Source organism: Winogradskyella sp. PG-2, assembly GCF_000828715.1.
In the GTDB taxonomy this organism is placed as follows: Bacteria; Bacteroidota; Bacteroidia; order Flavobacteriales; family Flavobacteriaceae; genus Winogradskyella.
This window is the reverse complement of the sequence record NZ_AP014583.1, coordinates 1,909,862-1,922,693: the sequence shown is the minus strand read 5'-3', so window position 1 is coordinate 1,922,693 and position 12,832 is coordinate 1,909,862. Positions and strand designations below refer to the sequence as shown.

Sequence of the window (12,832 nt, the reverse complement as noted above, 5' to 3'; positions counted from 1 at the left end):
TGGTTCTATTTTTCATTTCGATATTTTCTTTTTCAGCTGTAACAAATATAAGAATTTACCTGTTTTTAGCTTTAGTGATTTTGATATTTCAATTTTATATTCTACATTTGTAGAGTTAATTCTAAATATGTAGAACATGCAACTTTCAAAAACTGAAGAACAACTAATGCAATATCTCTGGAAACTCGAAAAGGCTTTTATGAAAGACCTATTAGATATCTACCCAGAACCTAAACCAGCTACTACTACAGTTGCAACATTATTAAAGCGTATGATTGGTAAAGGTTTTGTAGACTATAAAACCTATGGTAAATCTCGAGAGTATTTCCCTTTGGTAAAGAAAGAAGATTATTTCTCTAAGCATGTTAACGGACTCATTAAAACTTTTTTTAATGATAGTGCATCGCAGTTCGCATCATTTTTTACACGCAAAACGGATTTATCCAAAGAAGAGTTAAAAGCATTAAAAGCTATTATAGATAAAGAAATAAAAAACAAGTAATTATGGAAACCTATCTATTAAAATTTTCGGCTTGCTTGTTTGTGTTTTGGCTTGTCTATGTGCTCTTATTAGAACGTCAAAAAATGCATCAATTAAAACGTTTTTACCTATTAGGATCAGTGATTTTGGCGTTAGTAATTCCGTTATTGACAATTACCTATTACATCGAACCTATTGTACCTGATTTTGAAGTTGCTCAAACATTTATTCCTATTGAGCCAATATATGAAGTTATGGAAGAAGTAACTCCACCATTTTGGAATTTAGAAAAAATACTCTGGCTAATTTATGGTATCGGTGTTTTAGTATTCTTTGGTCGTTTTGTTATTAATCTATTTAAAATGTTTAAGCGAATCGCTGGGCACGAAAAAGTATTAGAACGTTCTTTTATCTATGTATTATTAGAAGAACTTCGTATTCCACATTCATTCTTTAAGTACATATTTTTTAATCAATCAAAATATCAAACAAACGCTATTCCAAAAGAAGTCATCTTGCATGAAGAAACGCATGCCAAACAATTACATAGTATAGACATTATAATTATAGAATTACTTCAGATTGTATTTTGGTTTCATCCATTGGTTTACATTTTAAAACATCATATTAAATTAAATCATGAGTTCTTAGCCGATCAGGCCGTACTGCAAGAAGGTATTGACACCAAAACCTATCAAAATATATTATTACAATTTTCATCAAACACTGACGAGTATCAACTTAGCAGTGCCATCAATTATTCATCCATCAAAAAACGATTTACAGTTATGAAAACACAAACATCAAAAACCAAAATTTGGATTAGTAGTTTATTACTACTTCCAATTATCACTATTCTATATTATAGTTTTGCTGAAAAAGAATATGTCGAAAAAGATAATACAGATCTTGTTCAACAAATCAAAGATGAATTAGATGAAGCCGACAAATTAGAAATGATTTATGTTGAAGAAGCTTCTGAAAAATTAATGCAAGAGTATCGTGACTTTATTGAAACAGTTGAAAAAACTAAATTAATTAGAGGCAATAAATATGAGCGTGCCTATACTATATACTACGATCTAATGTCCAATGAACAACGTGCTTCTGTAAAACCATTGCCAAAAGTTCCAAATATTAATTTAACCGACATAAATACAAAAAGGCCACCTGTTTCAGAATTTAATTCATGGAAAGATCCTTCAGAATATGCTTTATGGTTAAATGGAGAATCAATCCCTAATTCTAAATTAAATAATCTTAGTGTTACGGACATTGTGTATTACTCAGGAAGTTTTGTTCATAAAAATGCAAGAAGTAATAAATTTCCACAATCATACCAATATCATTTATACACAAAAGTGGGCTTTGAAAAAACTTATATAGAATCTGACATTAAAAAATATAATGCTTTAACAAAGCAATACTCAATAGCATTAAACAACTATCTACAAGGACTTAAAATAGAGTCTTCTGATTTGCAGATTTTAAAAGCTCGGTTAGACAGGCTTTATAAATCATTTACAAAAGAAGAATTAAAAAAACATGATATTCTTTCGGCTCAACCTATACCATCTGAAAACAAAGAGCAAGTTAAAGCATATATAAAAAAAATAAAAAATATGAAGCCCTAAGAAACTCTAAACCACACTACATCAAAAAATCAGAGCAAGAACAAAATGAAATGGATGCTTTATTCTCAGATCTTGGGGGCATGTATTTTAGACTATCTAGAGTAAATAAAGCAAAAGTAAAACGACCTATCGCACCTATTAAACCTTATGCGAAAATCACACTAAATGGCAAAACGTACTATAAGGAATATAAAGACTTAACTAAAGAAGAAAAAGCAACTTTACCTCCACCACCTCCACCACCTCCACCACCAATAAAAAAATCTAAAGGCGGTCCTGAAGCACAGAATTATTACAATCCATCGTTTTTAGAATACATTATAGAGATGGAACAACAAGGAGCTTCTTTCTATTTAGATAATGAAAAAATATCTGCTAAAAAAGCAAAATCTATTGCCACTAATAATAAAGGCAAAAGCACGGAGATGTTAACCCAAAAAGACGCTGATGGTAAATATGTTGTTAAGTTATCTAGCCCTGAGAAAAATAAAAATTATGCTAGAAGTATTGATTTAAAAATTTTAAATGATGGCTCTTATATTATAGATGGCATTAAAGCAACTAAACGAACATTTAATAATGTATTTAATCAACTACACCAAGATATTACACCAGAGATTAGAAATAATATTATGAATATCCATGTGAGTTCATCCAAAGAGATTTCTAACAAAGAAACTTGGTTTATTTATAATGCGCTTCAAGACTATGGATTTTATCGTATTGTAACTCCAAATCAGGTCATAAATAGAGTAAAAGGTAATACTCCATTTGCAATTAATAGTCATATATCGCATCAGCAAAAACTACCAACACATAAAGAAGTTGCAACATATAATGCTTGGGCTAAAAAGATACATGGCAAGAGTAAAAAACTTTCAAGTGATGCTACTTGGTATCCACCTATTGACGAACAAAAATTTATCAAATTTACTGATATATATAATAGAATGTCACAGCAACAGAAGACAAAAGCTGTTGAATATCCTTTTCTAGGTCTAGAGGCAAAAGCTAGCGAACAACAAGGTGCTACAAAAAAGCAAATTGCAGAATATAATAAATTGGCTAAGCACTGTAATTCTGATCTTGAAAGCGAGTTTCCAATCATAAAAGTCAAGGATGTAAAAAGAATAGAATACTTATATGGCATAATGTCTGAAGATCAAAAAAAGAATGCAGAATCGTATCCCGATTTTTCAAAAGTACCACCTCCACCTGCACCTCCAAGACCAGAAGTAATTGAAGAGCAAGAAATTAAGCATAAGAAGGAACTAATTAAAAAATACAGAGACAAAAACCCAGAAAGTGTAACCAAAGCAAATATAAATGGAGAAGTTGTTGAAATTGTTGAGATCCCTGTAGATAAGGAGGGCAAAACTAAGATTGCAGGAAAAGAGTATTTCTTTAAAACAAAAGATGGAGAAACAACGTATTACGATCGCCAAGGTAATAAAGTGGATATAAATAAAATACCACCCCCACCTCCGCCAACAAAAGCTGCTCAATATAAAAATGGTAAAAAGAAAACCTTAAATGAAATCATAAAAGAAACACCAAAAAGTGTAAAATCTGGTTGTGAGATGTTAGAAAACGTTGATTCTCATTACTATACAGTTTACAAAGGCAAAAAAACGTACTATAATAAAGATGGTTTCATCACAAATAAGAAAGGTGATATTTTACCTCCACCTCCACCAGCACCACCAGCACCAGAATCTACTTTAGATTTTGTAATTAGAATGGCAAAAGCGAATGCTAAATTCTTTTATAAGTTAAAGCCTATATCATCTGATAAAGCTATTGACATATTAAAAAAGAATCCTAATACACATATCAATGCACAAAAGACAGATACAAAAGAGCCTCTAGTTTATATGTCTAATAAACCGATACATGTTGGAGTAAAAGGTAAAGATTCTAAAAAAGAAAAAGGTGGCCCGAATGCAGGTAACCAACAAGTTATGATAGATTTTCTAATAAAGGCTAATAATAAAGGGGCTATCTTAACTCAAGTTGATGCACAACCCGCCAAAGTACCATTTTATAATACTCATCTAACATTAGATAAAGCAATCTCTTTGATTAAAAATAATTCAAAAATGAGACTTTATCCATATAATAGACCTCATAGTGGTTATATAGTTTTGATTTCTAATAATATAGAAAATACAATTCCCATACTAACATCCAATAATAGAATTGATCATTTTAATGTGATTAGTAGTATTGGAGCAAAATTCTATTTAAATAGTGAAGAGATTAATTTAAGTAAGGCAAAACGTTTTATAAAAAGAAACCCTAAAGCTGAAGTCATTTCCTCAGTAAATCCGCCTATTGTAAAAATTAATACTATTTAAATAAGTATTTAAGTTTATTAAAAAAGCCTCATTAATGAGGCTTTTTTAATCTAAAAATGTAACAAATAGACAACTTTAGCGTTCTAATAGACAATCAATCAAAAATCAAACCTTATGCTTAAGCAATTCTTCATCCTGTGTTCGGGAGCAGACACCGATATTTTAAATGACTGTTCTATAGGTGAACAAAACAAATATGCTGGTATTGGAGCTACCGTTTTTTTTACGGCTATAATGGCGACTATAGCTTCTAGTTATGCACTTTACACGGTTTTTGATAGCCTGTATTCATCTGTATTCTTTGGGCTAATTTGGGGTTTACTTATTTTTAATTTAGACCGTTATATAGTTTCAACAATCAAAAAAAGAGATAATGTAATCGATGAGATTCTGCAGGCCACTCCTCGAATTTTTCTAGCCGTAATCATAGCTATTGTAATCTCTAAACCTTTAGAGCTCAAAATTTTTGAAAAAGAAATCAATCAGGTTCTATTAGAGCAAAAGAATGATTTAGCCTTAGCGAATCAAAATCAAATTGCTCAACGATTTGACCCACAAATTGCCGAATTAGAAAGTCAGATTTTAGGATTGCAGGCAGAAATTGATACCAAAGAGACCGAAGTAAATGCCTTATATGACATCTACATTTCTGAAGCCGAAGGTACAGCTGGCACTAAGCTATTAGGCAAAGGACCTGTTTATAAAGAAAAACGCGAAAAACATGATGCTGGTTTAGCAGAACTACAACAATTAAAGACTGATAATAAAGCTAAAATTTTAGCCATAGAAACTCAGATTTCAACTTTGCAAGGGGATTATACCGCAAACGTTGCTCAGTCACAACCAGTAATTGATAATTTTGATGGTTTAATGGCACGTGTTAACGCTTTAGGTAAATTACCTTGGTTACCATCATTTTTTATATTTCTATTATTCTTAGCTATTGAAACCTCACCAATCTTTGCAAAACTCTTATCACCTAAAGGTGAATTTGATTTTAAGCTAGAAGACCAGGAAACTGCTATTAAAGCTTGGACAACGCAACAGGTTACAGAACGTCAACTTTTGGTGAAAACTGATAATGACATTAATAACAAAGTTTATAATGAAATTGCTGATGAAGAAGAAGTGATGAACTACAAGCGCAAAAAAGCTCGTGAATTGATGCAACACCAAGCCGATGCTTTTTTAAAGAAACAGAAAGGTGTGCTTTAAAAATTAGTTATTACTTTTAGGTTGAAATTAAAAGTCAACCTTATGAAATTTATCTATACCGCAGTAATTGCACTATTATTTGTAAGCTGCATTAGTGTAAGAGCTGATGTTACAACAGAGCAAAGCAACCAAACTACAACAAGCCGTACTGATGCAGAAGCTGGAATTCGATTAGTCATGGAAGCCCAAGAAATTGCATGGGACAATCATGATTTAGAAGGGTTTATGCAAGGCTATTGGAAAAGTGATTCTCTAAAATTCTATGGAAGTAATGGTCTTACTAAAGGTTGGAAAAACACTTTAGCCAACTACAAAAAAGGCTATCCTACAAAAGCAGAAAGTGGTACACTTAATTTTGTAATTAATGATATTTCTAAAATTGAAGGAGACAATTATTGGGTCATGGGAGAATATCATCTAAAAAGAGAAGTTGGAGATGCAGATGGAGTCTTTATTATTATCTTCAAAAAAATTAATGGAGAATGGAAAATTGTGGCAGATATGTCTTGTTAAGAACTAGCTCAATTGAATAAAAAAAGTGTTTCCAAGAGTACTCAACGGTCAAGAAGAATACTAGTCGGAAACACTTAATGTAATATATATTAAGAGGGATTTAAACTACAAAAAATGGATTAAGCCACTACAATAGCGTTTGCTGGAACAGCAACTTGTGGCTCTTCAGCTTTAAAGTGCTGATAAAGTTCTTTGCATCCACATCCTATGATAGATAATTTCTTTGATTTATTAATAGACTCGTTGTGTAATCTAGCTAAAGCCATCACACCTGCTCTATCTATACTCTCTACACTTTCTATATTGATATGAATATCATCTAACTTATCAAAAATGTTAGCAAAGTGGGCGTTAAAAGTTTTTAAGTTTAATTTGTTTAAAGATCCTTTAATCTGAAAACGATTGTTGTAGTTTGTAATTTCTAAATCCATAATAAATAATGTTTAAGCGTTGATACTAATTCGGGGCTATCCACCAGTATTTTGTGTACTATTATTTAGAGGGATGACCACAATATCTCACATATCTACGAGTGTTACATTATAAAATCGATAAATGGTGATTTTGACTAGATTATTCGGAAGAGTCTGTTTATTTTTTCGATAAACAACACACTTTTTATAGGATTAAAAAATAGTAAATTGGCTAAAAACTAATTCGTTTTTAACTTTCTAGAATTCGTATAAATATCTAAAATTTTAAGGCTTTAAGGCATTGAACTCTATATTTATTGCAGTTTTCAAGTTTGCCTTATCTAAGTGGAGAAATTATATTTTCTTTACATACTTAGTAATGATTACTGTTAGCGTTGGCCCAACTTTACCTTCAATATACTCTGCATTATCACGGTCTAGTCTAATATTTCTAACAGCGACACCTTGCTTAGCTACCATACTAGAACCTTTTATTTTTAAATCCTTTATTAAAACTACAGAATCACCATGATTTAAAACTACACCATTAACATCTCGGTGAATTAACTTATCAGTTTGGTCTTCCCCATCACCAGATGCCTTAGCTAGTTCTAAAACATTATCTTCTAGATATATCATACCTAATAAATCTTGTGTCCAGTCTGCTTGAATTCTATTTAGCATTCTCCATGCCATAATCTTTACAGCTTCATGCTCACTCCACATACTATCATTAAGGCATCGCCAATGATTAGCATCTATTTGATCAGAGTCAGTCATTTGCTCAATACAAATATTACAGGCATAAAGGGCTGTTTTATCTGCACGCTCTTTAATATCAGGAACATTATAAACTGATAACTTATCTGTATCACCACATAATTCGCAAGTAGTGTTACTTCTTTGCTTAAGTATACGCTCTAGGCTCATAGATTCTTTTATATCCACAAATATAACTAATGGCATCTGGCAATGATATAAAAGTGAAAAGTTTAAAACCTTGTTTAATCAATATAAACTTCTAGTAATTTTCCTGTTTCTGAGTTAAAGGTCACTTTATCTGATGTTGCTGGAAGTAAAATAGTCTCACCCATTTTAAGGCTTTCCATTTTATTATTCATGCTAACTTCTGTGCTTCCTTCAACACACATTAAAATTATAAAGGAATCTAACCTACTATAATCTCTTGTCTGTTCACCATTTACCTCAAAAATATTAGTTGTAAAGAAATCGCAATCTACAAGATTACTTGTTTTATTTTTCTCTAACTTATAATCACTTTTACCGCTAGACTCAAATACTTTAGTTGCTTCTATGGCTGAAGCTATATGTAGCTCTCTACCTTGACCACTATCGTCTTTTCTGTCCCAATCATAAACTCGATAGGTTATATCGCTTGTTTGTTGTATCTCTGCAGCTAAAACACCTGCACCTATAGCATGTATTTTACCAGCAGGTATAAAATAGCTATCACCTTGCCTCACTTTAATGGTGTTAAAAATAGAATCAACATTTGTTGCATTAACATGACCTAACTGGTTTTTATCGATATCACTATTTTTTAAACCAAGTACAATCTCTGCATCATCATCGCTATTCATAATGTACCACATTTCGGTTTTCCCGAAAGAATTGTGTTTTTCACTAGCCATTTTATCATCAGGATGTACTTGAACCGACAGATGTGTCTTAGCATCTAAGAATTTAATTAATAGTGGAAAGTTTTCGCCAAATCTTTGAAGATTCTTTCTACCTAAAAAATCACTTTTAAAGGTTGTTAAAAGTTCATTTAATGACTGTCCTTTATATACCCCATTTGATGCTATGGAGATATTTTCTTGTACACCAGATATCTCCCAACTTTCACCTACATTTTTCGAATCTGAATCCTTATTTAGGATTTGGGAAAGTTTTTCGCCTCCCCATATTTTTTCCTTTAATATTGGTTTGAATTTTATTGGATACGCTTCCATTTAAATAATTTAGTACCTTGATAATTACGCAATTTAATTCAATAAAAATAGTACTTATTTCAATTAAATAATGTGATTATGACCCAAAAACTAATTAAACTAAAAAAGAGTATTTAATTTTTTATCAAACAATAGATATGTGAACTTTGTCTTAATGAATCATTTTTTAAAGTTGCAGTCGTAAAAAATCAAACTGAACTCACCACATATACTCGTTTAAATGGTGTTTTTAAAAATTTGAGATTTATTGTTCTTATATTAATTCAAAGTATAATATCCTTCTAGTCTAATCAGATACCTTCATTAGTCTTTTAACAAACTTGGGTTTCTATTTCCCGGATTACCTTTATACCAATCTTTTAAATCTGTACCACCAGATTCCGCCCAGTTATTAAAGAAATTATAGGCCTCATTTATAGCAACAGATGGCTTAGGCACTTTAAAATCGTGAATTATACTGATACCCCATGGAAATCCACTATTCGAAATGTAATTACCACTGTGGTCATTATTCACGCCTTCTACATCAAAAAATCTATTGCCCAGACTTGTAGTATTATAATAAGGTAAATGTATTTCTTTCTCTCTCTCTTTATTTACAATAATGAATGGATTAAATGGGGCAACCCCCAATTCTGTGGTTGTAATTGGCTTTACAAACTTTACCGATATAAAAGTTTCGTTTGTTAAGTTTCCTGCGTTATCAGTTAAAATAATGACGGCATTATCTTGGTTTACTTCTGTACCATTTGTATTTAAATTTATAAAATTTTCAGTATATATAGGATCTATGACACTTTGTATCTGAGAAGGGCTAATTCCCTCCATTTCTATGCCCACGCCATTGGTGTAACCTGCATCATCAGACTTCACTCTGGCAATAAAATCAATCTGAACTGCCAAATTTTCTGAATTCAAAACTGCAATAGCTTGATAGTTTAATGCCATATCATTAAAATCATAATCCCCATCAGAAGGCCATAAATCTTCAAAAGCGATAGTTCCTGTAACATATTTACTTGGTGTAAATACTTCAAATGCTTTATCTGGGTCTTCTGGGTAAGAATCATCTTGATCTGGAATACCATCATTATCAGTATCTATAGTTTCTGGGTTTTCTGAATAAACTCTAAATGTTGTTAAATCATTAATCGTTCTACCATAATCTGAATTATTATTTGCATTTATTCCGTACCTATATTGCCACCCTACCGTTACAGTATCCATAATGATTAAATCCGAACTACTTGAATTGTTAGCCAACCATAACTCTTGATTAGAATCAAAAGTCATTGAAGTAGGTTGAAATGGTAAATTATCTGCACTTATTCTTGTGCTTTGGTATTCATCATTTTCATCCAATTCTAACCTGTAAAGACCAGAAAAGGTGCATAAAAACAATGTTCCATCTTCAGCAAATGCTAAATCACCTCCACTAACATTGTGAAGGCCATTTATTACCCACTGATCTAAATTTGATCCATTATTAGGATTAAATGTATACAATCTATCATTTTTTGAAAAATATAACAATCCATCTTCATCATTATAATCTAGTCTTGGCTCACCTATTCCAAGTTCAGCAATTGTTTCCCATGTATTAAACTCTATAGAATATTTCATCAATGGATAAGGACTACTTTTACCTATTGAATAAAGAACTTTATTTTCTTGATCAATAGCGCAAGTAAAGCTGCCCATGGGCATATCAGAGAGATACGTAAGCAAGCCATCTAAAGAATCTACTTCAAATAATTCACCGGAACCATTGACACAAAATAAATAGTCATTTGGTGATGTTCCATTTGTTATTAAATCTGCTGATAAAAAGTTGTAATTTACTTTTTGATTATAGATATTCTCTATTGATGAAGTAAAGTTTAAATTTTCATTTCTTCTAATGTAAACTTTATCACAAAATTTTGGCAATTAATTGTCTGGCTTAGTATGCCATTTAATGGTACACCTGAAAAAACCAATTTGTTCATTATACCATTTCTGTATGTTTCATCTATTTCTGAGACTTTCTCTAAATTTACAATTACATCACTGCAATTTTTCAAAAGTAAATCTATATGGTTTTTGAATGCCAATGCAGCCTTAGTTTTAAGGAAACCCTCTACAATGATTACACCTTTTTTTCTTTAATTCGCAAGGCCATAAATCATATTTTTTATAGGTTAATATTGTTCTTAATTGTCTAATAAATTCTCATTTCTAAACCCTGGATTATCTTTATACCAGTCATTGTGTGTGGCACCGCCGGAAGTAGCCCAAGCTACAAAAAAATTATACGCATTGTCAATCCTTGTATTTTCCTTTGGCACCTTAAAATCGTGAATAATGCTAATACCCCAAGGCATTCCATTATCGGAAATAAAGTTCCCATCAATGTCAGAATTAATTCCTTCAGAAATACTCACATTTGTTCCCAAATTGGTTCTATCTCTATTAGGAAGATGGACCTCTTTGTGACGTTCTTGATTAATAATTATGAATGGATTAAATGGAGCTACTCCTAATTCTGATGTACTTACAGGTGCTGTCAACGTTATCGAAACAGTTCTTTCATTTAAAAAGTTGTCTGCATTATCTGTTAGTATAATTACAGCTTTGTCCTGATTAGCTTCAGTTCCATTTGCATTAAGTGTTATGTAATCCGAGCTATATGTTGTACCTGTGACACTTTCAACTTGATCTGGCAATAAACCATCTATCTCTATCCCAAAACCATTATCGTAGCCAGCACCATTAGCTTTTACACGACAAATGAGATCAACTTGAACAACTTCATTATCTGAATTTAAAATAACAATAGCTCTGTAGCTAAATGCAAGATCATTAAAATCATAGTCACCATATGTCGGCCACAAGTCTTCAAAAGCAATAGTTCCTTTCCCGTATTTACTAGGCGTAAAGACTTCAAATGCTTTTTCTGAATCATCAGGATAGGAATCTTCCGAATCGATTATACCATCTCCATCTGTATCTGTTGTATCTACACTATCAGAATAAACACGAAGTGTGGTTAAATCATTTATGGTTCTATTAAAATTAGTATTATTCCCAGCACCTATTCCATATTGATATTGCCATCCTCCAGTTGTGGTATCCATAATAATCAAACTTGAATTTGATCCGTTATTAGCTAACCATAATTCTTGGTTAGAATCAATGGTCATGGATGTAGGTTGAAATGGTAAATTATCTGCACTAATTCTAGTTGCTATATAATCATTATTCTGATTCAATTCAATACTGTAAAGCCCTGAAAATGTACAAACGTAAATAGTCCCATCTTCTGCAAAATCAATATCTCCGCCAGTAGTATTGTGTAATCCTATAATCTGCCATGAATTTAATATCGCACCAGATATAGGGTTTATTGTGAACAAAACTCCATTGTTATCTGAGAAATATAATAAATTGTCATTTGAATTATAAGCTAACCTAGGGCCTCCCATACCTAAGTTGGCTACTGTAGACCATTCATCATTTTCAATTGAGTATCTCATCAAAGGATATGGACTTGATCTTCCGATAGAGTATAGCATTAAACTTTCTTGATCAATGGCGGCTGTCCAGCTTCCCATAGGCATCTCTGATATCATAGTTAAATCACCATTAAGGGGATCAATTTGAAACAACTCGCCTTGACCATTTACACAATACAAATAATCATTAACCCCATTTCTTTCTAATTGTGTAGTATTTCTACCAGCTGAATTTTGAAATGTATAATTGACTTCGCCGTTCACAACATTAACAAATTCGCCAGAAAAGTTCAATCTATTATTTCTTCTGATATAAACTTTTTCGCAATATTTTGGTAAAGTCACTAATTGTTCTAAAATACCGTTTTTAGGTATTCCTTTAAGTACTTGCTTGTTGATTATATCCTCTCTGTAGACATCATCAGTTACAGTATTACCCGACTCATCTATGAAGGTTTTCGATCCTAAAAAATTAGGGTCATTTGAAGTTACAAAGACTTCATAAACAGCATTAGAATTATCATTTATTTTTATGTTTACACTCTCGTGCGTACTGTAATCGAAACCAGAAGGAATGTCTATCCAACTACCTAAATTTTCATCTTCAGGCAAATCATTAGCTATTTCTGGTTGAGTACAAGTAAATAAGAGCAGAAGAGCAATTGAGCCTCCAATTTTTATCAATTCTTTCATAATCTATAATGTATTAATCCTTTTAAGAACCATCATTTCGCATGTAAATTTATAGGGTT

General features: G+C 31.7%; 10 protein-coding genes. 5 read left to right on the top strand and 5 right to left on the bottom strand.

Annotated features, from left to right (window positions below; all coding sequences use genetic code 11):
* Nucleotides 1-136 precede the first annotated feature (136 nt).
* From WPG_RS08580 to WPG_RS08560, 5 genes are all read left to right on the top strand, one after another.
* Nucleotides 137-502, top strand: a complete 366-nt coding sequence (locus WPG_RS08580) for a BlaI/MecI/CopY family transcriptional regulator (protein ID WP_045471312.1) — start codon at nucleotides 137-139, stop codon at nucleotides 500-502.
* 2 nt (nucleotides 503-504) lie between these two features.
* Complete coding sequence (locus WPG_RS17410) at nucleotides 505-2,115, top strand: M56 family metallopeptidase (protein ID WP_052471200.1); 1,611 nt, start codon at nucleotides 505-507, stop codon at nucleotides 2,113-2,115.
* A 50-nt stretch (nucleotides 2,116-2,165) separates the two neighbouring features.
* Entirely contained in the window at nucleotides 2,166-4,472 is a 2,307-nt protein-coding gene (locus WPG_RS08570) for a hypothetical protein (RefSeq protein ID WP_144374444.1), read from the top strand.
* Nucleotides 4,473-4,586: 114 nt separating this feature from the next.
* Complete coding sequence (locus WPG_RS08565) at nucleotides 4,587-5,687, top strand: DUF4407 domain-containing protein (RefSeq protein WP_045471308.1); 1,101 nt, start codon at nucleotides 4,587-4,589, stop codon at nucleotides 5,685-5,687.
* 42 nt (nucleotides 5,688-5,729) lie between these two features.
* Nucleotides 5,730-6,200, top strand: a complete 471-nt coding sequence (locus WPG_RS08560; protein WP_045471307.1) for a YybH family protein — start codon at nucleotides 5,730-5,732, stop codon at nucleotides 6,198-6,200.
* Between the two features lie 119 nt (nucleotides 6,201-6,319).
* Here WPG_RS08560 and WPG_RS08555 read toward each other — a convergent pair whose 3' ends face one another.
* From WPG_RS08555 to WPG_RS17405, 5 genes are all read right to left on the bottom strand, one after another.
* Entirely contained in the window at nucleotides 6,320-6,631 is a 312-nt protein-coding gene (locus WPG_RS08555; protein WP_045471306.1) for a hypothetical protein, read from the bottom strand.
* A 336-nt stretch (nucleotides 6,632-6,967) separates the two neighbouring features.
* Nucleotides 6,968-7,543 (bottom strand): PhnA domain-containing protein, encoded by a 576-nt coding sequence (locus tag WPG_RS08550; RefSeq protein WP_045475367.1) that lies wholly within the window; start codon nucleotides 7,541-7,543, stop codon nucleotides 6,968-6,970.
* A gap of 74 nt (nucleotides 7,544-7,617) precedes the next feature.
* Nucleotides 7,618-8,586 (bottom strand): type I phosphomannose isomerase catalytic subunit, encoded by a 969-nt coding sequence (locus WPG_RS08545; RefSeq protein WP_045471305.1) that lies wholly within the window; start codon nucleotides 8,584-8,586, stop codon nucleotides 7,618-7,620.
* Nucleotides 8,587-8,889: 303 nt separating this feature from the next.
* Nucleotides 8,890-10,515 (bottom strand): LruC domain-containing protein, encoded by a 1,626-nt coding sequence (locus WPG_RS08540; protein ID WP_045471303.1) that lies wholly within the window; start codon nucleotides 10,513-10,515, stop codon nucleotides 8,890-8,892.
* 263 nt (nucleotides 10,516-10,778) lie between these two features.
* On the bottom strand, nucleotides 10,779-12,773 hold the full coding sequence (locus tag WPG_RS17405; RefSeq protein WP_052471199.1) for an LruC domain-containing protein: 1,995 nt from the start codon (nucleotides 12,771-12,773) through the stop codon (nucleotides 10,779-10,781).
* Between the last annotated feature and the right edge of the window lie 59 nt (nucleotides 12,774-12,832).

Bases quoted from the DNA above. Each gene is read 5' to 3' on its own strand.
- WPG_RS08580 (WP_045471312.1), top strand. From the start codon at position 137: ATGCAACTTTCAAAAACTGAAGAACAACTAATGCAATATCTCTGGAAA.
- WPG_RS17410 (WP_052471200.1), top strand. From the start codon at position 505: ATGGAAACCTATCTATTAAAATTTTCGGCTTGCTTGTTTGTGTTTTGG.
- WPG_RS08570 (WP_144374444.1), top strand. From the start codon at position 2,166: ATGGATGCTTTATTCTCAGATCTTGGGGGCATGTATTTTAGACTATCT.
- WPG_RS08565 (WP_045471308.1), top strand. From the start codon at position 4,587: ATGCTTAAGCAATTCTTCATCCTGTGTTCGGGAGCAGACACCGATATT.
- WPG_RS08560 (WP_045471307.1), top strand. From the start codon at position 5,730: ATGAAATTTATCTATACCGCAGTAATTGCACTATTATTTGTAAGCTGC.
- WPG_RS08555 (WP_045471306.1), bottom strand. From the start codon at position 6,631: ATGGATTTAGAAATTACAAACTACAACAATCGTTTTCAGATTAAAGGA.
- WPG_RS08550 (WP_045475367.1), bottom strand. From the start codon at position 7,543: ATGAGCCTAGAGCGTATACTTAAGCAAAGAAGTAACACTACTTGCGAA.
- WPG_RS08545 (WP_045471305.1), bottom strand. From the start codon at position 8,586: ATGGAAGCGTATCCAATAAAATTCAAACCAATATTAAAGGAAAAAATA.
- WPG_RS17405 (WP_052471199.1), bottom strand. From the start codon at position 12,773: ATGAAAGAATTGATAAAAATTGGAGGCTCAATTGCTCTTCTGCTCTTA.